Here is a 22360-nt window from a genome sequence, read left to right on the forward strand (position 1 = left end):
CGGGCACCGGCCCCCGCGCACCGGCGCAAGGGGCCGCGGCCGGAGCGGAGGAGGGACGTCCGGTGCGGAGGCGAGGTGGCGTCAGCGCTTGGCGACGAACACGTGGGACGCGACGTCCGCGCCCAGTTCCGCGGCCTCGCCGCTGCTGCCGACCAGCACGCCGCCGGGCGACTCGGTCACGCTCACCACCGAGCCTGGCTGCACGCCCGCGCGGCGCAGCGTGTACATCAGCTGGGCGTCCGTCTGGATCGGTTCGCCGATCCGGCGGACCACCACGGTCTTGCCCTCCGTGCCCGCGTCGAGCTCGGCCAGCGACACCATGCCCTCGTCGAGGAACGCCCCGGCGTCCGCCTTCTCGCCCAGCTCCTCCAGCCCCGGGATCGGGTTGCCGTAGGGCGACTCGGTGGGGTGGCGCAGCAGCTCCAGGACGCGGCGCTCCACCGCCTCGCTCATCACGTGCTCCCAGCGGCAGGCCTCGGCGTGGACCTGCTCCCACTCCAGGCCGATGACGTCGACCAGGAGGCATTCGGCCAGCCGGTGCTTGCGCATCACGCGCGTGGCCAGGCGGCGGCCCTCCTCGGTGAGCTCCAGGTGGCGGTCACCCGCGACCTGGACCAGGCCGTCGCGCTCCATGCGGGCGACGGTCTGGCTGACCGTCGGGCCGCTCTGGTCGAGCCGCTCGGCGATGCGGGCGCGCATGGGCACCACACCCTCCTCTTCCAGCTCGAGGATGGTGCGGAGATACATCTCCGTGGTGTCGATCAGTCCGGACATTCATGCCCCTCGATTCGTGCGCTGGCCCTGCCTCAATTCTTACGCATCCCGGTGACAACCGTGCCGCGTCGGGCCTGAGCCGGTGCGGTGGGCGGTATTGACAGAGCAATGGTCCAGACCGCAACGTGATCCGCGACACGGGGAGCGGCACGAGGAGAAGGAGCTCCGGAGCATGGGCGAGAGCGAGCTGGCCGGCCGGTTCTTCGACGCCGCCATCGGCCTCCTGCGGAAGGTGCGCGACGAGGAGGCGGAGAACATCGCCGCCGCCGGGACCACGATCGCCGACACCGTCGCCGCGGGCGGCCGGCTGTTCGCCTTCGGCGCCGGCCATTCGTCACTGGCCGCCCAGGACGTGGTCTACCGGGCCGGCGGGCTCGCCCTGGTGAACCTCCTCGCCGTGCCCGGCGTCGTCGGCGTCGACGTCATGCCCGCGACCCTCGGCTCCGCGCTGGAGCGGGTCGACGGCCTGGCGGGCGCGGTGCTCGACTCCTCGCCGGCCCGGTCCGGCGACGTACTGATCGTCGTCTCGCTGTCCGGCCGCAACGCGCTGCCCGTGGAGATGGCGATGAACGCCCGGGCCCTCGGCCTGAAGGTCATCGGCGTGACGTCGGTGGCGTACGCGCGGGAGACGAAGTCCCGGCACGTGTCGGGCACGTTCCTGAAGGACCACTGCGACGTCGTCCTGGACTCCAAGATCGCGGTGGGGGACGCGGAGCTCACCCACGACGGGGTGGCGGCACCGTTCGCCCCGGCGTCCACGGTGGTCACGAGCGCGCTGATGCAGGCGACGATGGCCGCCGCGACCGAGGCCCTGGTGGCGCGCGGCATCGAGCCCCCGCTGCTGCGCTCCGGCAACGTGGACGGCGGCCACGAGTGGAACGGCCGGGTCATGACCGAGTACGCGGACCGGATCTTCTTCCGTCACTGACGCCCGCCCCACCCGCACCCCGGCGCCGCCCCTCTCCGGGCCGGCCGCCCCTCAGCCGTCCTTCGCCCCCGCCAGGTCCACCGAGGCGGCCACCCGGGCGGCCACGCTCTCCGCGTACGTCGCGTCCGGGCGCTCGAAGGCGGGACGGGCCGGGGAGCGCAGGAACGTCAGCACGCCCAGGGTGCGGCCCCGGCTGCGCAGGACCGCGCACAGCGCGTGCGCCGCGTCCCCCGGCCACCGGCGATCCGCCGCCCAGGTCTCCGAGGACGCGCTCGCCCGCACCGAGCCCGCGCGGTCCACCGCCTGGAGGGCCGGATGACCCGGGCCGTACCGCACGGGGATGCCTCCCCCCTCCCGGGTGACGGGACCGGGCCCGCCGGACGGCGAGGCCGCCGCGCGCACCAGCCGGCCGTCGTCGCCCATCAGGTCCAGCACCACATGGTCGGCGAAGCCGGCGAGCGCGAAGTCCAGGTGGACGGCCGCCGCCTCCATCGGGTCCTCGCACTCCGCCGCCGCACAGCCCGCGCGGTGCAGCTGGCTGGCGCGGAACCGCATCCGGTCGCTCTGCTGCTCGGCGAGCTTCTCCTCCGTCACGTCGCGGAACAGCCAGCCGACGCCCAGCGGCACCGGCTCCTCCGCGAGCGGCGACGCCAGCCGTACGAACCCGCTGCGCCAGCAGCGCCTGCGCTCGCCCTCCGGCGTCCGCACCGTCACCCACAGCTCCACCAGCGCCCGCGGCGGGCCCTCCACGAGGACGTGCTGGAGCGCCCCCTCCAGCTCCTCCACGCCCTGGACCACGAGTTCGCCGAGCGGCCGCCCCAGCAGGGTCGCGCGCCCCGACCCGAAGGCCCGCGCCGCGTGGGCGTTCACCAGCGCGGGCCGCAGGTCGACGTCGACGAGCACGACGCCCCACGGCGCGTCCTCGAACAGCGCCTCGCTCAGCGCGATGGAGCGCTCCAGGTCGATCTGCGCGTGCACCTCGCTGAACGCGCAGTACACCCCGGCCGGCCGGCCGTCCGCGCCCCGCACGCCCGCCGACTGCGTCCGCACGAGCACCCGCCCGCCGTCCTTGCGCAGCAGCGCGAACTCGTGCACCTGCCGCCCGGCCGCCCGCATCGCTCCCATCAGCCGTGCCTGCACGTCGTCGGCGTCCTCGGCCCGCGCGGCCCACCCGCCGAGCCCGCGCCGCCCGACGGCCTCCTCGGGGGCCCAGCCGAGGATCCGCTCCGCCTCACGGTTCCAGTGGGTCACCACCCCGTCGGCGTCGAACGCGCAGAGCGCCGCGTCCATCCCGTCCAGCAACGCGGCGAGCAGATCCGAACCGCGTTCGCTCGCGGTCTCGCTCCTGGACGCACTCATCCCCGCACCCCCTGCAGGACGTGTACTCACGTGTGTTCACGTACCGGTCATTCAACTGGAACGTGACCCAGGACACAGCCGGTTCCGGAAAATGCGTTGTGCCGCCGCGGGCCGTCTTCCTAATCTGTGGGCACACAGGAAAGGAGGTGATCCGGAAGTGGTTTCTTTTCGGATGCGTGAGGTGACTGCGGGCTGACGCCTGCCGTCGCACTCTGTGCAAAGGCGGCAGGCCTCCTGCCGCAATCCCAAGCAGTCACCGGCCCGCGGGCTCGTCGGCACATCCGGCCGACCTCTCCGTCAGGAGGGACCAGAGCCCGCGGGTTTCCGCATGTCCGGGCCCGTCTCCCCGCACACCGGGCGGGTGCGCGGCCGGCCCGCATCTGAGTACCCGGCCGGGGGCGGCCTGAGTACGCGGCACGGTGCCGCCGGCCCGGTCCGGCCCGCAGCATGGGGGCATGACCGCACCCGGGACGACCCCCACCCCCTCGACACGACCCGTACGGATCTTCGCCGGGGCCGGGCTGCTGCTCCTCCCCGTCGCCCTCGTCGCCTGGGGCGTCATCGTGCTCGAGCAGGCCTACTCCGGGGACGGAGCGAGCGGCCCCCTGGGCGAACTGGCCCTCTGGTCCCTGGGCTTCTCCGGCCTCCTGGGCCTGTGGGCGCTGTCCCTCCCCCAGGACGCCGTCCGCCACGCCGTGCGCCGCGGAGCCGTGTGCGTCCAGTACGCGCTGGCCCTCGCCTGCCCGCTCCTGGCCGCCGTCGACTTCGCCTGACCGCGGGCGGGCCCTCACGCCCCGCGCCGGCTCAGGGCGACAGGCGCTCGATCCGCCAGGCGCCGCCCTCCCCGGTGTACCGGAGCCGGTCGTGCAGCCGGTTCTCGTGGCCCTGCCAGAACTCGACCGTCTCCGGGACGACCCGGAACCCGCCCCAGTGCGGCGGCACCGGGACCTGCTCGCCCTCCGGGTAGCGCGCCGCGAGCTCCTCGTACCGGGCCAGCAGCTCCGCCCGCGAGGCGATCACCGACGACTGTTCGCTGGCCCAGGCGCCCAGCTGCGAGCCGTGCGGGCGGGTGCGGAAGTACGCCGCGGTCTCGTCGCGGCCGACGCGCTCGGCGAGGCCCGTGACGATGACCTGGCGCGCCACCGGGTGCCACGGGAAGAGCAGCGAGACGTACGGGTTGGTCTCCAGCTCCATGCCCTTGCGGGAGCCGTAATTGGTGAAGAAGACGAATCCCCGCTCGTCGTAGTGCTTCAGCAGCACCGTGCGCGAGGAGGGCCGGCCGTCGGGGGAGGCCGTCGAGACGACCATGGCGTTCGGCTCGTGGATCACGCCGCCGGCCGCGACTTCCTTGAACCAGCGCGCGAACTGCTCCATCGGCTCGGCCGCGAGGTCCGCCTTCCGGAACAACGGCGTGCGGTACTGCTCGCGCATGTCGGCGGGATCGAGAGCTGCTGGGTCGAGAGCGTCTGTCACGAGGGCCATCCTGCCGTAGCACCCCAGTTTTCCCGGCACGGAGTGCCACTAATCCTCCCTGACCGGTTCGGCGCAGTGTGCCGGATGTCACGCTTCCCCGCATCGGGGGAACCCGACAGACTCATGCGCTGGGTCACTGTTCCCTCCCTACGACGGTGGCGGGATGACCACCGGCCGTACGGGGCATCACCGCACCACCCGAAGTACCGGAACGACACCGGAAGACACCCGACCTGTCGCACACCTCACGAGGAGCCGCCTGATGTCCGACTTCGTACCCGGACTCGAAGGAGTCGTCGCGTTCGAGACGGAGATCGCCGAACCGGACAAGGAAGGCGGCGCGCTGCGGTACCGCGGCGTCGACATCGAGGAACTGGTCGGTCACGTCTCCTTCGGCAACGTGTGGGGCCTGCTGGTCGACGGCGCGTTCAACCCCGGACTGCCGCCCGCCGAGCCGTTCCCGATCCCGGTGCACTCCGGTGACATCCGCGTCGACGTCCAGTCCGCGCTGGCCATGCTCGCCCCGGTGTGGGGCCTGCGGCCGCTGCTCGACATCGACGTCGAGCAGGCCCGCGACGACCTGGCCCGCGCCGCGGTGATGGCGCTGTCGTACGTCGCCCAGTCGGCGCGCGGGCAGGGCCTGCCGATGGTGCCGCAGAGCGAGATCGACAAGGCCCAGTCCGTCGTCGAGCGGTTCATGATCCGCTGGCGCGGCGAGCCGGACCCCAAGCACGTCAAGGCCGTCGACGCGTACTGGACGTCCGCCGCCGAGCACGGCATGAACGCCTCCACCTTCACCGCCCGCGTCATCGCCTCCACGGGCGCCGACGTCGCCGCCGCGCTGTCCGGCGCGGTCGGCGCCATGTCGGGCCCGCTGCACGGCGGCGCGCCGTCCCGCGTGCTGGGCATGATCGAGGAGATCGAGCGCACCGGTGACGCCACCGCGTACGTCAAGCAGGCCCTGGACAAGGGCGAGCGCCTGATGGGCTTCGGCCACCGCGTCTACCGCGCCGAGGACCCGCGCGCCCGCGTCCTGCGCCGCACCGCCAAGGAGCTCGGCGCGCCGCGCTTCGAGGTGGCGGAGGCCCTGGAGAAGGCCGCCCTGGAGGAGCTGCACGCCCGTCGCCCGGACCGCGTCCTGGCGACGAACGTCGAGTTCTGGGCGGCGATCGTGCTGGACTTCGCGGAGGTCCCGGCACACATGTTCACCTCCATGTTCACCTGCGCCCGCACGGCCGGCTGGAGCGCCCACATCCTGGAGCAGAAGCGCACCGGCCGCCTGGTCCGCCCCTCGGCCCGCTACGTGGGCCCCGGCTCGCGCAGCCCGCGCGAGATCGCCGGCTACGAGGACATCGCCGGCTGACGCCCGGACCGCCGGACACGGGAACGGCGCCGCACCCCGCGCGGGGTGCGGCGCCGTTCCCGTGTCCGGCGGCGGGGGTGACGGCTCAGCCCAGCGACTCGTCCAGCAGCGCCGCCCACTGCGCCACCACCCGGTCGCGCCGGGTGCGGTCGTCGGTGAGCAGGTTCGCCAGGCCGAGGCCGCGGGCCATGTCCAGCAGGCCCTGCACGGTTTCACGGACGCCCGGACGGGACTCGTCGGCGCCGAGCAGCTCCACCGCGATGCGGTGGGTCTCCCGGCCGACGCGCGCCTCCAGCTCGGTCACCCGGGGCCGCAGCTGCTCCTCGTTCGACGCGGCCACCCACAGGTGCAGCGCCGCCCGGAACAGCGGGCCCGTGTAGAGGTCGACCAGGGCCGCGACGACCGCCGCGCGGCTCTGCACGGGCAGGGCGCGCAGGGCCTGGGAGCGTTCCTCGGCGACGTACTCGACCGCCGCCGTGAACAGGTCCTCCCGGGTCGGGAAGTGGTGCTGCGCGGCGCCGCGCGACACCCCGGCGCGCTCGGCGACGACCGAGACCGTCGAGCCCGCCCAGCCGCGTTCCGCGAGGCAGGCCACGGCCGCCTCCAGCAGCCGCTGCCGGGTGGCCCGGCTGCGGTCCTGCTTCGGCGCCTTCGCGGCCGCGGCCCGCGCCGCGGCCGTCGAGGTCACAACACCCATGCAGCGTCCCGTCGCTCCAGAAAGGCGGTCATCCCCTCGCGGGCCTCCGCCGAGGCGAAGAGCGAGGCCGAGCGCTGGACGAGGTCCTCCGCGTCGCGCTCGAAGGTTTCCAGCACCCTAGCCGTGACCAGCCGCTTGGCCTCCGCCAGCCCCTGGGGCGACCCCTTGCGCAGCCCGTCCAGCACGGGCGCCAGAGCCGTGTCGACGTCGTCGCCGACCACCGTGACCAGCCCGATCCGGGCCGCCTCCGCCGCGTCGAACCGCTCACCGGTCAGGTAGTAGCGGCCCGCCCCGCGCGCGTCGAGGCGCGGCAGCAGGGTCAGCGAGATCACCGAGGGGGCCACGCCGATCCGGGCCTCGGTGAGCGCGAAGTCCGCGCCCTCCTGGGCCGCCACGATGTCGCACGCCCCGACGAGCCCCAGGCCGCCGGCCCGGACCTGCCCGGTCACCCGCGCCACCACCGGCTTGGGCAGTTCCACGACGGCCCGCAGCAGCGCCACGAAGGTGTACGGGCTGGGCGGTGCCTTCAGGTCCGCCCCCGCGCTGAACGTCGGCCCGGTGTGCGTGAGCACCACGGCGCGCACCGCCGGGTCCTTGCCGCAGCCGTCCAGCGCCTCGGCCAGCTCCCCGACGAGCCGCGCCGACAGGGCGTTGCGGTTGTCGGGGGAATCCAGCGTCAGGGTGGTGATGCCGCGCTCGTGCGCGGTGGTGACGAGGCCGGTCATGCGCCCTCCCGCTCCCTCAGTTCCCGCCGGAGGATCTTCCCCGAGGCTGCCCTGGGCACACCGCCGATGAACTCCACGCGCCGGATCTTCTTGTACGGGGCGACCTTCCCGGCCACGAAGGCCATGATGTCGTCGCCGCTCAGGCCGGTCGCGTCGGGCTGCCGTACGACGTACGCCTTGGGGACCTCGTTGCCGTCCTCGTCGTACACGCCGATCACCGCCGCGTCGGCGATGCCGTCGTGGGTCAGCAGCACGGCCTCCAGTTCGGCGGGGGCCACCTGGAACCCCTTGTACTTGATCAGTTCCTTGACCCGGTCGACGACGAACAGCCAGCCGTCGGCGTCGGTGTACCCGATGTCCCCGGTGTGCAGCCAGCCGTCCGGGTCGATCATCGCGGCGGTCTCCGAGGGGCGCCCCAGGTAGCCCTTCATCATCTGCGGCCCCCGGATGAGGATCTCGCCCTCCTGCCCCACGCCGAGGTCCTTGCCGGGCTGGTCGAGGGAGACGATCCGCATGTCCGTGCCCGGCAGCAGCTTGCCGACCGTGCCCGCCGGGGGGTCCTCGGCGGACAGCGGCACCACGTGCGTGCCGGGTGACAGCTCCGTCATCCCGTACGCCTGCCGCACCGGGGGCAGGCCGAGCCGCGCCGAGCACGCGCGGGCGAGGTGCGCGTCGAGCGGGGCGGCGGCGCTGACGATGTACTCCAGCGACGACAGGTCGTAACGGGCGACCGCCGGGTGTTTGGCGAGGGCCAGCACGATCGGCGGGGCGACGAACAGGCCGTTGATGCGGTGCTTCTCGATGGCCCCGAGGAACTGGTCGAGTTCGAAGCGCGGCAGCACGACGACGGTGGCCCCCAGCCGCAGCGGGGCGTTCATCAGCGCGGTGAGGCCGTAGATGTGGAAGAACGGCAGCACGGCGAGGATCCGGTCGCCCGGCCCCATCCGGATCAGCGGTTCGAGCTGGGCCAGGTTGGTGGCGATGGAGCGGTGCGTGAGCATGACGCCCTTGGGGACGCCGGTGGTGCCGGAGGAGTACGGCAGGACCGCGACGTCCTCGTCCGGGTCGATGGCGACGGCAGGCCCGGGCGCGGCCGGGCCGAGCATGTCGAGGATCGAGCGGTGGCCGTCGGCCTGGTCGCAGACGAAGATCTCCCGCACTCCGCCGACCAGTTCGGCGGCCCTTCGCGCCACCTCCAGCAGCGGCGAGACGGTGACGATCCAGCGGGCGGAGGAGTCGCGCAGCTGCTTGGCGAACTCCTCCGCCGTGGACAGCGGGTGGACGGTGGTGACGGCGGCGCCGGCGCGCGTCGCCGCGTAGAAGACGGCCGGGTAGACCACGGTGTTCGGGCTGTGCAGCGCCAGCACGTCCCCCTTGCGCAGCCCCGCCCCGGCGAGCGCGCCGGCGATGCGGCGGTGGTAGGTGTCGAGCTGGGTGTACGTGACGGTCAGCTCGCCGGCCCCGTCCACGAGGGCGACGGCGTCGCCGTAGGTGTCGGCCGCACGGCCCAGTACGGCGTCGTGGATGGGCAGGGAGAGGGCCGGGACGTCCGCGTACTCGCTGTGGAACACCATTGACGGCTCCTGTCGGTACGGCGGTACCGAGTACGGGCGTACTCAGTACGACTTGGGCAGGCCGAGCGTTTGGTGGGACACGTAGTTCAGAATCATTTCCCGGCTGACCGGAGCGATGCGTGCCACCCGGGACGCGGTGATGAGCGAGGCGAGGCCGAACTCGCGCGTGAGGCCGTTGCCGCCGAGCGTGTGGACGGACCGGTCGACGGCCTTCACGCACGCCTCGGCGGCGGCGTACTTGGCCATGTTGGCGGCCTCGCCCGCGCCCGTGTCGTCACCCGCGTCGTACAGGTGGGCCGCCTTCTGCATCATCAGGCGGGCCAGCTCCAGCTCGATGTGCGCCTGGGCGAGGGGGTGGGCGATGGCCTGGTGGGCGCCGATCGGGGCCTTCCAGACCTGGCGGTCCCTGGCGTAGGCGACGGCCTGCCCGAGCGCGTACCGGCCCATGCCGACGGCGAAGGCGGCGGTCATGATGCGTTCGGGGTTGAGCCCGGCGAACAGCTGCAGCAGCCCCGCGTCCTCCTCGCCCACGAGCGCGTCGGCGGGGAGCCGTACGTCGTCCAGCGTCAGCTCGAACTGCTTCTCGTGGGCGTGCAGTTCCATCTCGATCGGGCGCCGTCCGAAGCCCGGGGCGTCGCGGGGGACGACGAACAGGCACGGCTTGAGCTTGCCGGTGCGGGCGTCCTCCGTGCGGCCGACGACGAGGGTGGCGTCGGCGATGTCGACGCCGGAGACGAAGACCTTCCGGCCGGTCAGGGTCCAGCCGTCGTCCGTCCTGCGGGCCGTGGTGGTGATGCGGTGGGAGTTGGAGCCGGCGTCGGGTTCGGTGATGCCGAAGGCCATCGTGCGGGTGCCGTCGGCCAGGCCCGGCAGCCAGCGGTCCCGCTGCTCGGTGGTGCCGAACCGGGCGATGACCGTGCCGCAGATCGCCGGTGAGACCACCATCATCAGCAGCGGGCAGCCGGCCGCGCCCAGCTCCTCCAGCACGATGGACAGTTCGGCCATGCCGCCGCCCCCGCCGCCGTACTCCTCGGGGAGGTTCACGCCGAGGTAGCCGAGCTTGCCGGCCTCGGCCCACAGGGCGTCGCGGGAGGCGGTGTCGTGGGGGCGGCCGTGGCGCCGGCCGAGGGCGGCGACGGCGGTGCGCAGGGCGGACTGCTCTTCGCTCTCGATGACGGTGCTCATTCCTCTGTCTCCTCTTCCACGACGGCGAGCAGGGCACCGACCTCGACCTGGTGGCCGGGGGCGGCGTGGAGCGCGGCGAGCGTGCCGGAGGCGGGAGCGGTGACCCGGTGCTCCATCTTCATCGCCTCCAGCCAGACGAGCGGCTGCCCGGCGGCGACCCGGTCGCCGGGCGCCACGTCCGCGACGCGGACGACGGTGCCGGGCATGGGCGCGAGCAGCGAGCCGGGCGCGGTGCGCTCGGCGGGGTCGGTGAACCGGGGGTGTTCGGCCAGCCGGTGTGCGGTGCCCGGCGTGGTCACGTGGACGGTGCCGTCGCCGTACGCGGCGACCTCCCAGGCCCGTACGACGCCGTCGTCGGCGAGGCGGACGAGCTCGGGCGTCACGTCGACCACGTGCAGGTGCGGGTGGGACACGACGGTCCACCCGCCGCCGCGGGTGGACCGGTAGCGGACCTCGTGCCCGCCGTACCGGGCGCTCTGCGGCTGCGACGGCACGTTGCGGAAACCGCCGAAGCGGCCGCCGCGGCGTGCGGCGGCCGCGAGCGCGGCGGCGACGGCCGCCTCGGCCTCGCCGGGTGCGGGCGCGGTCAGCCCGTCGAGGTTCCGCTCGTAGAAGCCGGTGTCGAGCCGCCCGGCGGTGAAGTCGGGGTGCCGCAGCGACCGTACGAGCAGCTCCCGGTTGGTGACGGGCCCGTGCACCCGTGCCCGCGCGAGGGCGTGCGCCAGTTTCCGTACGGCTTCGTCCCGGGTGGGCGCGTGGGCGATCACCTTGGCGAGCATGGCGTCGTAGTGGACGCCGATGGTGTCGCCGGCGGCGTACCCGGCGTCGACCCGGAGCCCGGCGGGCAGCTCCAGGGCGTGCAGGACCCCCGTCTGGGGTGACCAGTCGCGGGCCGGGTCCTCCGCGTAGAGGCGTGCCTCCACGGCGTGGCCGGAGGCGGCCGGGGGTGCGGGCGGCAGTGCGGCGCCCTCGGCGACCCGGAGCTGGAGGGCCACCAGGTCCAGCCCGAAGACCGCTTCGGTGACGGGGTGCTCCACCTGGAGGCGGGTGTTCATCTCCAGGAAGTACGCCCGGTCGCCGGCGACCAGGAACTCGACGGTGCCCGCGCCCACGTATCCCACCGCCGTGGCGGCGGCCACGGCCGCGGTGTGCAGCGTCTCGCGCAGGGCCGGGGCCAGGCCGGGGGCCGGGGCCTCCTCGACGACCTTCTGGTGGCGCCGCTGGAGCGAGCAGTCCCGGGTGCCCAGCGCCCACACCGTGCCGTGCGCGTCGGCGAGGACCTGGACCTCGACGTGGCGGCCCCGCTCGACGTACGGCTCCGCGAACACCTCGCCGTCGCCGAACGCGGAGCGCGCCTCGGCCGTCGCCGCCGCCAGTTCGCCGGGCAGCGCGGCCAGGTCCCGTACGACCCGCATGCCCCGCCCGCCGCCGCCCGCCGCCGCCTTCAGCAGCAGGGGCAGGTCGGACGGGGTGGCCGTGGCGGGGTCGACGGGGTCCAGCAGGGGGACGCCCGCCGCCGCCATCAGCTCCTTGGCCCGCGTCTTGGACGCCATCGCCTCGATCGCCTTGGGCGGTGGCCCGATCCAGGTGAGCCCGGCGTCGGTGACGGCCCGCGCGAAGTCGGCGTTCTCGGACAGGAAGCCGTACCCGGGGTGCACCGCGTCCGCGCCCGCGGCGAGCGCGGCCCGCACGATCAGGTCGCCGCGCAGGTAGGTGTCGGCGGGCGCGGCGCCCGGGAGCCGTACGGCCGCGTCGGCCTCGCGGACGTGCAGGGCGCCCGCGTCGGGGTCGGAGTGCACCGCCACCGTGTCGATGCCGAGCGACCGGCAGGTGCGGAAGACGCGGCAGGCGATCTCGGCCCGGTTGGCGACAAGGACGGAAGTGATCATGGAAGGGTCCTCACATCCGGAAGACGCCGAAGCCGCCGCGCGCGCCTTCGACCGGGGCGGTGTGGATCGCCGAGAGGCACAGGCCGAGGACGGTGCGGGTGTCGCGCGGGTCGATGACCCCGTCGTCGTACAGCCGCCCCGACAGGAACACCGGCAGCGACTCGGCCTCGATCTGCTGCTCGACCATGGCGCGCAGCGCGGCGTCGCCCTCCTCGTCGTACGGCTGCCCCTTGGCGGCGGCCGAGGCGCGGGCGACGATCGACAGGACGCCGGCGAGCTGCTGCGGGCCCATGACGGCGGACTTGGCGCCGGGCCAGGCGAACAGGAAGCGCGGGTCGTAGGCCCGGCCGCACATGCCGTAGTGGCCGGCGCCGTACGAGGCGCCCATGAGCACGGACAGGTGCGGCACCTTCGAGTTGGACACCGCGTTGATCATCATCGCGCCGTGCTTGATGATGCCGCCCTGTTCGTACTCCCTGCCGACCATGTAGCCGGTGGTGTTGTGCAGGAACAGCAGCGGGATGTCCCGCTGGTTCGCCAGCTGGATGAACTGGGCGGCCTTCTGCGACTCGGCGGAGAACAGCACCCCTTGGGCGTTGGCGAGGATCCCGACCGGATAGCCGTGCAGGCGCGCCCAGCCCGTCGCGAGGGACGGCCCGTACAGCGGCTTGAACTCGTCGAAGTCCGAGCCGTCGACGATCCGGGCGACGACCTCGCGCGGGTCGAAGGGGGTCCGCAGGTCACCGGGGACGATCCCGAGGAGCTCCTCCGGGTCGTACTTCGGTGGTTCGGCGGGGCCCGGATCAGGGTGCGCCTTGCGGTGGTTGAGGCGGGCGACGATCCTCCGGGCCTGGCGCAGCGCGTCGGCCTCGTCGAGCGCGTAGTGGTCGGCGAGCCCGGACACGCGCGCGTGCATCTCGGCGCCGCCGAGCGACTCGTCGTCGCTCTCCTCGCCGGTGGCCATCCTCACCAGCGGCGGTCCGCCGAGGAAGACCTTCGACCGCTCCTTGATCATCACGGTGTGGTCGGACATGCCCGGGACGTACGCCCCGCCCGCCGTGGAGTTGCCGAAGACCACGGCGATCGTGGGGATCCCGGCGGCGGACAGCCGGGTGAGGTCGCGGAACAGCGCCCCGCCGGGGATGAAGATCTCCTTCTGCGAGGGCAGGTCGGCACCGCCGGACTCGACCAGGCTGATGCAGGGCAGCCGGTTGGCGTACGCGATCTCGTTGGCGCGCAGGGCCTTCTTCAGCGTCCAGGGGTTGGAGGCGCCGCCGCGCACGGTGGGGTCGTTGGCGGTGATCAGGCATTCGACGCCCTCGACGACGCCGATGCCGGTGACGAGCGACGCGCCGACCGGGTAGTCGCTGCCCCAGGCGGCGAGCGGCGACAGCTCCAGGAACGGCGCGTCGGGGTCGAGGAGCAGTTCGATGCGCTCGCGGGCGAGCAGCTTGCCGCGCCCGCGGTGGCGGTCGGTGTACTTCGCGCCACCGCCCGCCAGGGCCTTGGCGTGTTCGGCGTCGAGCGCGGCGAGCTTGGCGAGCATGGCCTCGCGGTGGGCCGCGTAGTCGGCGCCGGCGGTGTCGAGGGCCGAGGCGAGCACGGTCACAGCAGGACCTCCGGGATGTCGAGGTGGCGGGCGCGCAGCCATTCGCCGAGGGCCTTGGCCTGGGGGTCGAAGCGGGCCTGGGCCGCGACGCCCTCGCCGAGCAGGCCGGTCACCACGAAGTTCAGCGCGCGCAGGTTCGGCAGGACGTGCCGGACGACCGGCAGGTCCCGGGTCTCGGGCAGCAGCTCGCGCAGCCGGTCGGTGGTCAGCGCGTGGGCGAGCCAGCGCCACGCCTCCTCGGACCGGGCCCACACGCCCACGTTGGCGTCGCCGCCCTTGTCGCCGCTGCGGGCCCCGGCGACCAGGCCGAGCGGCGCGCCGCGTACCGGCCCCTCGGGCAGCGGCTCGGGCAGCGGCGGCTGCGGTACGGGGTGCAGGGCGCGGGTCCGCGCGGGCGGGGCGAGCACCACCGGCTCGCCGTCGGGGAGCACCGCGGTGTGCGTGACCGCGCCCGCGTCGACGTACTCCGCCTCGAAGACGCCGTACGGCGTGCCCTTGCCCGGCGGCGCGGTGACGTGGAAGCCGGGGTAACTGCCGAGGGCCAGCTCGATCGCGGCGCCGCTGACCGCCCGGCCCACCACCTCCGGGTCCGGGTCGCGCACCACGAGCCGCAGCAGCGCGCTGGCGGTCTCCTCGGTGGCGGCGTCGGGCCGGTCGGTGCGGGCGAGCTCCCAGCGCACGTGCGCCGGGCGGCGGCCCGCGCGGGCGAAGGCGTCGTCCAGCTGTTCGCGCACGAGTGCCGCCTTGGCCTCGATGTCGAGTCCGGTCAGGACGAAGACGACCTCGTTGCGCCAGCCGCCGAGCCGGTTGAGCCCGGCCTTCAGCGTGGGGGGCGGCGCCTCGCCCCGTACGCCGGAGATCCGCACCCGGTCCGGTCCGTCCGGCGCCAGGGCGGCGGTGTCCAGCCGCGCGGTCACGTCGGGCCCGGCGTACCGCGCGCCGGCCGTCTCGTACAGCAGCTGCGCGGTGACCGTGCCGGTGTCCACGACGCCGCCGGTGCCGGGGTGCTTGGTGATGACGCACGAACCGTCCTCGTGCAGTTCGGCCAGGGGGAAGCCGGGCCTGCGGACGTCGTGGCGGGTGAAGAAGGCGTAGTTGCCGCCGGTCGCCTGCGTCCCGCACTCCAGGACGTGTCCGGTGACGACCGCGCCCGCGAGCCGGTCGTACTCCTCGGGGCCCCACCCGAACCACCACGCCGCCGGGCCGCTGACGAGCGCCGCGTCCGTGACGCGCCCGGTCACCACCACGTCGGCGCCGGCGCGCAGGCAGGCGGTGATGCCGGCGCCGCCCAGGTAGGCGTGGGCGGCCAGCACACCCTCGCGGGCGGGCAGCCGGTCGCCCTCGACGTGCGCGACGCGCACCGGCAGGCCGAGCCGTCCTGCCAGCGCGCGCAGGGCGTCGGCGAGACCGGCCGGGTCGAGGCCCCCGGCGTTGGTCACGATCCTCACCCCGCGTTCACGGGCGAGGCCGAGGCCCTCCTCCATCTGGCGCAGGAAGGTCCTGGCGTACCCCAGTCGCGGGTCCTTCATCCGGTCGCGGGCGAGGATCAGCATGGTGAGCTCGGCGAGGTAGTCGCCGGTCAGGACGTCGAGTTCGCCTCCGGTGAGCATCTCCCGCACGGCGTCGAAGCGGTCGCCGTAGAAGCCGGAGGCGTTGCCGATGCGCAGCGGCCGCCTCACGCGGCCCCCCGCGGCGCGCGGCCCGGGCCGGGCGGTCCGGCGAACGCCTGGGCGATGTCCAGCCACCGGTCCGCGTCGGCGCCCTCGGCCCGCACCGCCAGGTCGGCGCGGTGCGCCCGCTGGGTGACGAGCAGGCAGAAGTCCAGGGCCGGTCCGGTCACGCGCTGCGCCGCGTCCTCGGGCCCGTACGCCCACGGGGTCCCGTCGGGCGCGGTGAGCTCCACGCGGAAGGGTTCGGCGGGTGCCGTCAGGCCGCGCACCGCGTGGGCGTGGTCCCGCGCCCGGATGCCGATCCAGGCGACGTGCCGCAGCCGGGCGGTCGGGGTGCGTACGGCTCCGAGGGCGTCGGCGACGTCCTGGCCGTGTGCCCAGGTCTCCATCAGCCGGGCGGTCGCCATGGAGGCGGCGCTCATGGGTGGCCCGTACCAGGGGAGGCGGGCCCCGGCGGGGGCGGCGGCCAGGGCCTGCCGCAGGCGCTCGCGGCCGTCGCGCCAGCGTGCGAGGAGTTCGCCGGGCGGTGCGGCGGCGACCTTTGCGGCTCCTTCGTCGACGAAGGTGCCGGGGGCGTCCAGCGCTTCGGTGACGTGGGCGGCGAAGCCCTCCGGGTCGGTGGCGGCGAGCAGGGCCGCGTCGTCGGTCCATGCGAGGTGGGCGATCTGGTGGGCGACCGTCCAGCCGGGCGCGGGAGTGGGCGTGGCCCACCGCTCCGGGCTCAGGTCCGCGACCAGCCGGTCGAGCTCCTCGCTCTCGTCGCGCAGATCATCCAGCAGGGCATCGGACACGGAGCGCTCCCTCCGGGGCACGGACACGGCAGTGCGTGCCCCGGAGCATGGCAGCGCCCGGAGAAACAAGCAAGCGTGCTTGCTTTACTTTTTGGCGTCCGGCGCGGCCCCCGGGGCCGCCTGCGAGCGCACCGCGCCCATGCTCGCCGCGATGACCAGCGCGATCGCCAACGCATCGACGAAGGACAGGGCTTGGCGCAGCAGGAAGAAGCCGGCCGCCGCCGCGATCGCCGGCTCCAGGCTCATCAGGATCGCGAAGGTGGGCGCGGGCAGCCGGCGCAGCGCGAGCAGTTCGAGGGTGTACGGCAGGACGGACGACAGCAGGGCGACCCCGAGGGCGAGTCCGAGCGTCGAGGGCACGAGCAGCTTGGACCCGGCCTCCGCGATGCCCAGCGGCAGCGTGAGGACCGCGCCCACGGCCATCGCCAGCGCCAGCCCGTCGGCCTGCGGGAAGCGCCGCCCGGTGCGCGCGCTGAAGACGATGTACCCGGCCCACATCGCACCGGCCGACAGCGCGAAGGCCGCGCCCACCGGATCGAGCCGGTCGAACCCGCCCCCGCCGAGCAGCGCCACGCCGGCCAGCGCGAGCCCGGCCCAGACCAGGCTGACCAGCCGGCGCGAGGCGATCACCGACAGGGTGAGCGGTCCGAGCACCTCCAGGGTGACGGCCACGCCGAGCGGAATGCGGTCGGCGGCCTGGTAGAAGAGCACGTTCATCGCGGCCATCACGGCGCCGAAGGCGGCGACCGTGCCCCAGTCGGCGCGCGTGTGCCCGCGCAGCCGGGGCCGGCAGACCGCCAGCAGCACGACGGCGGAGAGGACCAGCCGCAGCGTGACGACGCCGAGCGCCCCCGCCCGGGGCATGAGCATGACCGCGATGGCCGCCCCGAACTGCACGGACATCCCGCCCGCGACGACCAGCGCCACGGGCCCGAGCGCCCCGCGCCGCAGGACACCGCCCCGCGGGGGCGCGGCGGCGGGATGCGCGGCGGCGGTCTCGGGCAGCGCGACGGCGGCGGCGTCCGCGCCCCGGGCGGCGGCGTCCGTACGGGCGGTGTCGTTCACCGGGCGACCCTCATGACTTCCGTGAGCAGCGAGTGCATTGCATTGAACTTGAAGTCAAATGTACTGCACCGTGGCCGGTGCCTTCCAGACGGCCGCACCGTGGCCCGCACCTCCACCGTAGGCGCGCCGCCCGCCGCCCACGAGTGCCCCGCCCCGGCCGCCGTCAACGCCGTGACCGGCTCCTCCGCCCCGCCGCCGCCGACCACCGGACCGCCTGCCGGACCGCCCGCGGCGGGGCCGGCGGCGTCTCATCGCGACGTCTCACCCGACGGACACGCCCTTCGGTCCGGCCCCCGAGCGGCTAGGCTCCGGCCCGTGGCTGAGATCCAGATTCCCACCGACATCAAGCCCGCCGACGGCCGTTTCGGCGCGGGCCCCTCCAAGGTGCGTACGGAGGCGCTGGACGCCCTGGCCGCCACCGGCACGTCCCTTCTCGGTACGTCGCACCGCCAGGCACCGGTCAAGAACCTGGTCGGCGAGGTCCGCGAGGGCGTACGCGCGCTCTTCTCGCTGCCCGACGGGTACGAGGTGATCCTGGGCAACGGCGGCTCCACCGCCTTCTGGGACATCGCGACCCACGGGCTCATCGAGTCGAAGTCGCAGCACCTGACCTTCGGCGAGTTCTCGTCCAAGTTCGCGAAGGCGGCCAAGCTGGCCCCGTGGCTGGAGGAGCCGACCGTGATCTCCTCCGACCCGGGCACGCACCCGGAGCCGCGCGCGGAGGCCGGCACCGACGTCTACGCCTTCACCCACAACGAGACCTCCACCGGTGTCGCCGCCCCGGTCAAGCGCGTCGAGGGCGCGGACGAGGGCGCGCTGGTCCTGGTCGACGCGACCTCCGGCGCGGGCGGCCTGCCGGTCGACGTCACCGAGTCCGACGTCTACTACTTCGCCCCGCAGAAGTCCTTCGCCTCGGACGGCGGCCTGTGGATCGGCGTGTTCTCCCCGGCGGCGCTGGAGCGCGCACAGCGGGTGCACGCCTCGGGCCGCCACATCCCGGAGTTCTTCTCCCTGCCGACGGCGATCGACAACTCGCTGAAGAACCAGACGTACAACACCCCGGCCCTCGCCACCCTCTTCCTGCTCAACGAGCAGCTGAAGTGGATCAACGGCCAGGGCGGCCTGGACTGGTCGGTGCGCCGCACCGCCACCTCCGCGCGCACGCTGTACGGCTGGGCCGAGGAGTCCAAGTACGCCACGCCGTTCGTCTCCGACCCGGCGAAGCGTTCGCAGGTCATCGGCACCATCGACTTCTCGGACGAGGTCGACGCGGCGGCCGTCGCCAAGGTGCTGCGCGCCAACGGGATCGTGGACACCGAGCCGTACCGCAAGCTCGGCCGCAACCAGCTGCGGATCGCGATGTTCCCGGCGGTCGAGCCGTCCGACGTCGAGGCGCTGACCAAGTGCATCGACCACGTCATCGAGAAGCTCTGACCCCCCGCACGGCCCGGACGCACGGTCCGGGGCGTGCCCCGCAGGCATGAGGCACGACCAGGGCCCGGCGCGCAGGCGCCGGGCCCTTTCGTATACGTCCCCACCGCCCGGCACACGCGGCCGATAACCGCTCTATCGGCCCCCGGTACCCGTCCTTACCATCCGTAGCGCGCAGCCGGCATGCGCACACCATCCACGGTTGGACCCCCCACTTCGACCGCCAGGCAACCGATCGGAGACCCATGCCCAGAGCAACCCGTACCGGCGCCGTCATCGGCGCGGCCGCGGCGTTAGTCGCCTCGATCGCCCTGTCCCCCGGCGCCTCCGCGGCCACCACCGGCGGCATCGTCGCCCCGCCCGACAAGATCGTCATCGAGATCGCGACCGTCAACGGATCCGGCTGCCCGCTGGGCACCGCCGCCGTCGCCGTCGCCCCCGACAACACGGCCTTCACCGTCACCTACAGCGACTACCTCGCCCAGGTGGGCGTGGGCGCCGAGCCGACCGACTTCCGCAAGAACTGCCAGCTCAACCTGGTCGTGCACGTCCCGCAAGGCTTCACCTACGCCGTCGCCAGCGCCGACTACCGCGGCTACGCCCACCTGGAGCCGGGCGCCTCGGCGGTCCAGCGGGCGTCGTACTACTTCCAGGGCTCGCCCGACACCGCCACCAGGACCCACCCCTACAAGGGCCCGTACGACAACAACTGGCAGGCGACCGACTCCACCGACTGGGGGCAGCTCGTCTGGGCGCCCTGCGGCGTGAAGCGCAACTTCAACATCAACACCGAGCTGCGGGTCAACGCGGGCACCTCGGACACCTCGAAGACCAACAGCTTCATCGCGATGGACTCCACCGACGGTGACATCAAGACGGTGTACCGCCTGGCCTGGAAGGAGTGCCCGGCGTAGGCCGTCCCGTGACCGGGCGGGCCCGCGCCCCCTCCGCGGGCCCGCCCTCGCGGCCCTACCGGCTCAGCCGCTGGAACCGCCGCACCGCCAGCGGCACGAACACCGCCGTGAGCACGAGCGGCCACACCACCGCCATCAGCAGCGCGTGCTCCTGGATCCAGCTCCCGTCACTCCCCACCGGATTGCCGAACAGCTCGCGGGTCGCCGCCGCCGTCGAGGAGATCGGGTTCCACGCGGCGAGCGTGCCCAGCCAGCCGGGCATCGTGCCGGGCTGGACGAAGACGCTGGAGATCATGGTCAGCGGGAACGCCACCGCGAAGAGCCCGCCGGCCGCCTCGGGGTCCGGCACCAGCAGCCCGAGCCAGATGCCCACCCAGGTCAGGCAGTAGCGCAGGAGCAGCAGCAGCCCGAAGGCGCCCGCCGTCGCGAGGAACCCGCCGTCGGAGCGCCAGCCCATCGCGAACGCCGTCCCCGCGAGGATCGTCAGCTCGGCGCAGGCCACGATCACATCGGTCACCCCGCGCCCGGTGACCACCGCGGACGGCGCCATGGGCATCGAGCGGAACCGGTCGATGACACCCTTGTTGGCGTCGGTGACCACGGCCGTCGCCGTGTTGATGAAGCCGAACGCCATCGTCATCACGAACATGCCCGGCATGAGGAAGTCCCGGTAGTCCGAGGCCCCGCCGCCGCCCGGCGGCTTCATCGCGCCACCGAAGACGTACCCGTACAGCAGCACCGACAGGATCGGGAAGCCGAGCTGCCAGGCGATGTAGACGGGTTTGCGCCGGTAGTGCGTCAGTTGGCGACGGACGATGTTCCAGCAGTCGGCCACCGCCCAGTAGGCCCGCCCGCGGCCCGCGATCGGTTCCAGGGTCTCCCCGCCCAGGGCGCCCGGGCTCAGCGCGTCCGCGCTCATGCCGCCGCCACCTCCTTCTCCTTGGTCTCCTTCTCCGCCGCGTCCGGCTCCGTGCCGCCGCTGCCGTCGCCCTCGGTCGCGTGACCGGTCAGGCGCAGGAACACGTCGTCCAGGCTCGGCCGGCGCAGTCCGATGTCCTCGACGGCGATCCCCTCGTCCTGGAGCGTCCTGGCCACCTCCGTGAGCGCCGCGACCCGGTCGCTGACCGGCGCGTGGACGCGGCGCTCGGCAGCGGCGACCCGCGGCTCGCCGTTGCACACGCGGGCGACGGTCCGGGCGACGCGCGGCAGGTCGCCGGCCTCGGCGGCGACGACCTCGATACGGTCCCCGCCGACGCGGTCCTTCAGCGCCTCGGGGGTGTCGTCGGCGATGGCCCGGCCGCGGTCGATGACGGTGACGTGCGAGGCCAGCCGGTCGGCCTCCTCCAGGTACTGCGTGGTCAGCAGGACGGTCGTACCGCCCGCGACCAGGTCCCGCACCGCGTCCCACACCTCGCCCCGCCCGCGCGGGTCGAGTCCGGTCGTCGGTTCGTCCAGGAACAGCACCCGGGGTGCCAGGATCATGGAGGCGGCCAGGTCCAGGCGCCGGCGCATGCCGCCGCTGTACCCCTCGACGCCCTTGTCGGCGGCCTCCACCAGGCCGAACCGCTCCAGCAGTTCGTCGGCGCGCAGGCGCGCCCGCCGGCCGCCCAGGTGGAACAGCCGCCCGAACATCTCCAGGTTCTGCCGGCCGGTGAGGACCTCGTCGACCGCGGCGTACTGCCCGGTGAGACCGATCAGCCCCCGGACCCGGCGCGGCTCGCGCGCCACGTCGACCCCCGCGACCTCGGCGCGGCCGCCGTCGAACCGGCGGAGCGTGGCCAGCACCCGCACGGCGGTGGTCTTGCCGGCTCCGTTGGGGCCGAGCAGCCCGTGGACGGTCCCGGCGCGGACGGCGAGGTCGAACCCGTCCAGCGCCCGCTTCTCCCCGTACCGCTTCTCCAGGCCCTCGGCCCGTACCGCCCAGTCGTCCATGCCGCCCTCCCACTGAAACTGAGTACACCGTACCCAAGTGAGCGTACAGCGTACTCAGTTTTTGTCCAGCGGATTACGGCGACGACTACGCTGACGCCATGGCCAGCAGCGACAAGACGACGGTGAACACCGGCAGCGGCGACATCGTGCGCAGCCTGGAGCTGCTGTGGGGGACCGGCGAGCCGCCTTCCCGGGGCCCGAAACGCGGCCTCACCCTCGCCCGGATCGTCACCGCCGCGGTCGAGGTCGCCGACGCCGAAGGCCTGGGCGCCGTCTCGATGCGCCGCCTCTCCACCGAACTGGGCGTGGGCACGATGTCGCTCTACCGGTACGTCCCCGGCAAGGCCGAGCTGCTCGACCTGATGCTCGACCACGTCCAGCGGCCGCCGCTCGAACCGGGCGCGCCCCTCCCGTGCGACTGGCACACGGCCGTGGAGGCCATCGCCCGCGCCCAGCTCGACCAGTACCGCCGCCACCCCTGGCTGCTCAAGGTCAACCAGACCCGCACGGTCCTCGGCCCGAGCGCCCTGCGCGGCCTGGAGCTGGCCCTGGCGGGACTCAGGGGGATGGGCCTGAGCGATCCCGAGACCATCTCGGTGCTCATCGCCGTCCAGAGCTTCGTCACCGGCATCGCGCGCATGGAGGCCGAGGCGGTCGAGGCCGCGAAGGAGACGGGCGTCAGCGACGCGGAGTTCTGGAAGCGGCAGGAGCCCTTCCTCGTCCGCGCCCTGGAGACCGGCGACTACCCCCTGATGGCGGGGCTCGCCGAGGACACCTTCACGGCCGACTTCGACCACTTCGCCTTCGGCCTGCGCGCCCTGATCGGCGGCTTCGAGACCCTGGTCGCCCGGCGCGCCGGCGCGACCGCCGCGCAGGCCCCCGCGCCCCGAACCCCGGGCACGCCCGCAGACACGGAACGGGACGGCCCCGGGGGACGACGCGGCGGCCGATAGCGCTCGGCGCGTGATCCGGAACGCGCAG

20 protein-coding genes are annotated in these 22360 nt (G+C 73.9%); 6 read left to right on the forward strand and 14 right to left on the reverse strand.

The annotated features are described in order from the left end of the window. Positions 1-81: 81 nt before the first annotated feature. Positions 82-774, reverse strand: a complete 693-nt coding sequence (locus tag IH00_RS0113370) for an iron-dependent transcriptional repressor DtxR (protein WP_031073063.1) — start codon at positions 772-774, stop codon at positions 82-84. Between the two features lie 172 nt (positions 775-946). Between IH00_RS0113370 and IH00_RS0113375 the strand changes: the two genes are divergently transcribed. Further along, positions 947-1702: an SIS domain-containing protein gene (locus IH00_RS0113375; protein ID WP_031073065.1), complete on the forward strand. Its 756-nt coding sequence runs from the start codon at positions 947-949 to the stop codon at positions 1700-1702. A 51-nt stretch (positions 1703-1753) separates the two neighbouring features. On the opposite strand, the gene IH00_RS0113380 is transcribed toward IH00_RS0113375, so the two are convergent. Next, on the reverse strand, positions 1754-3061 hold the full coding sequence (locus tag IH00_RS0113380) for a PAS domain-containing protein (RefSeq protein WP_031073067.1): 1308 nt from the start codon (positions 3059-3061) through the stop codon (positions 1754-1756). A gap of 455 nt (positions 3062-3516) precedes the next feature. Between IH00_RS0113380 and IH00_RS0113385 the strand changes: the two genes are divergently transcribed. After that, positions 3517-3834, forward strand: coding sequence for a hypothetical protein (locus IH00_RS0113385; protein ID WP_031073070.1), 318 nt, complete (start codon positions 3517-3519; stop codon positions 3832-3834). Positions 3835-3865: 31 nt separating this feature from the next. On the opposite strand, the gene pdxH is transcribed toward IH00_RS0113385, so the two are convergent. Continuing rightward, positions 3866-4534 (reverse strand): pyridoxamine 5'-phosphate oxidase, encoded by a 669-nt coding sequence (gene pdxH, locus IH00_RS0113390; RefSeq protein WP_078887746.1) that lies wholly within the window; start codon positions 4532-4534, stop codon positions 3866-3868. Between the two features lie 262 nt (positions 4535-4796). On the opposite strand from pdxH, the gene IH00_RS0113395 reads away from it, so the two are divergent. Beyond that, on the forward strand, positions 4797-5897 hold the full coding sequence (locus IH00_RS0113395) for a citrate synthase 2 (protein ID WP_031073076.1): 1101 nt from the start codon (positions 4797-4799) through the stop codon (positions 5895-5897). A gap of 85 nt (positions 5898-5982) precedes the next feature. Here the strand turns inward: IH00_RS0113395 and IH00_RS0113400 are convergent, their stop codons facing one another. The 9 genes from IH00_RS0113400 to IH00_RS0113440 form a co-directional block, all read right to left on the reverse strand. Then, on the reverse strand, positions 5983-6594 hold the full coding sequence (locus IH00_RS0113400) for a TetR/AcrR family transcriptional regulator (RefSeq protein ID WP_031073078.1): 612 nt from the start codon (positions 6592-6594) through the stop codon (positions 5983-5985). Continuing rightward, positions 6582-7319 (reverse strand): enoyl-CoA hydratase family protein, encoded by a 738-nt coding sequence (locus tag IH00_RS0113405; RefSeq protein ID WP_031073080.1) that lies wholly within the window; start codon positions 7317-7319, stop codon positions 6582-6584. The genes IH00_RS0113400 and IH00_RS0113405 overlap by 13 nt, the downstream gene beginning before the upstream one ends. Next, positions 7316-8893 (reverse strand): 4-coumarate--CoA ligase family protein, encoded by a 1578-nt coding sequence (locus tag IH00_RS0113410; protein ID WP_031073082.1) that lies wholly within the window; start codon positions 8891-8893, stop codon positions 7316-7318. The genes IH00_RS0113405 and IH00_RS0113410 overlap by 4 nt, the downstream gene beginning before the upstream one ends. Positions 8894-8935: 42 nt before the next feature. After that, entirely contained in the window at positions 8936-10078 is a 1143-nt protein-coding gene (locus IH00_RS0113415; RefSeq protein ID WP_031073084.1) for an acyl-CoA dehydrogenase family protein, read from the reverse strand. Beyond that, positions 10075-11967, reverse strand: a complete 1893-nt coding sequence (locus tag IH00_RS0113420) for an acetyl/propionyl/methylcrotonyl-CoA carboxylase subunit alpha (protein ID WP_031073086.1) — start codon at positions 11965-11967, stop codon at positions 10075-10077. Before IH00_RS0113420 ends, IH00_RS0113415 begins: the two co-directional genes overlap by 4 nt. A gap of 10 nt (positions 11968-11977) precedes the next feature. Next, the gene (locus IH00_RS0113425) at positions 11978-13576 is read right to left on the reverse strand and encodes an acyl-CoA carboxylase subunit beta (protein ID WP_031073088.1); all 1599 of its coding nucleotides are present in this window, start codon (positions 13574-13576) and stop codon (positions 11978-11980) included. Continuing rightward, entirely contained in the window at positions 13573-15255 is a 1683-nt protein-coding gene (locus tag IH00_RS0113430; RefSeq protein ID WP_031073089.1) for an acyclic terpene utilization AtuA family protein, read from the reverse strand. Before IH00_RS0113430 ends, IH00_RS0113425 begins: the two co-directional genes overlap by 4 nt. After that, positions 15252-16037, reverse strand: a complete 786-nt coding sequence (locus IH00_RS0113435; protein WP_031073091.1) for a TIGR03084 family metal-binding protein — start codon at positions 16035-16037, stop codon at positions 15252-15254. Before IH00_RS0113435 ends, IH00_RS0113430 begins: the two co-directional genes overlap by 4 nt. 84 nt (positions 16038-16121) lie before the next feature. Next, positions 16122-17042 carry an EamA family transporter gene (locus IH00_RS0113440; protein WP_039946901.1) on the reverse strand — a complete coding sequence of 307 codons (921 nt, stop codon included), beginning with the start codon at positions 17040-17042 and terminating at the stop codon, positions 16122-16124. 375 nt (positions 17043-17417) lie between these two features. Here IH00_RS0113440 and serC point away from each other — a divergent pair, with 375 nt between their 5' ends. After that, on the forward strand, positions 17418-18536 hold the full coding sequence (serC, locus tag IH00_RS0113445) for a phosphoserine transaminase (protein WP_031073093.1): 1119 nt from the start codon (positions 17418-17420) through the stop codon (positions 18534-18536). Between the two features lie 242 nt (positions 18537-18778). Then, positions 18779-19447, forward strand: a complete 669-nt coding sequence (locus IH00_RS0113450) for a DUF4360 domain-containing protein (protein WP_031073096.1) — start codon at positions 18779-18781, stop codon at positions 19445-19447. A gap of 55 nt (positions 19448-19502) precedes the next feature. Here the strand turns inward: IH00_RS0113450 and IH00_RS0113455 are convergent, their stop codons facing one another. Together IH00_RS0113455 and IH00_RS0113460 are read right to left on the reverse strand one after the other, a co-directional pair. Further along, positions 19503-20366 (reverse strand): ABC transporter permease, encoded by an 864-nt coding sequence (locus IH00_RS0113455; protein WP_078887726.1) that lies wholly within the window; start codon positions 20364-20366, stop codon positions 19503-19505. After that, entirely contained in the window at positions 20363-21379 is a 1017-nt protein-coding gene (locus IH00_RS0113460) for a daunorubicin resistance protein DrrA family ABC transporter ATP-binding protein (protein WP_031073104.1), read from the reverse strand. Before IH00_RS0113460 ends, IH00_RS0113455 begins: the two co-directional genes overlap by 4 nt. A 98-nt stretch (positions 21380-21477) precedes the next feature. Between IH00_RS0113460 and IH00_RS0113465 the strand changes: the two genes are divergently transcribed. After that, on the forward strand, positions 21478-22332 hold the full coding sequence (locus IH00_RS0113465; protein ID WP_078887727.1) for a TetR/AcrR family transcriptional regulator: 855 nt from the start codon (positions 21478-21480) through the stop codon (positions 22330-22332). Positions 22333-22360: the final 28 nt, after the last annotated feature.

The sequence above is a fragment of the Streptomyces sp. NRRL S-118 genome, from assembly GCF_000716335.1.
GTDB lineage: Bacteria > Actinomycetota > Actinomycetes > Streptomycetales > Streptomycetaceae > Streptomyces.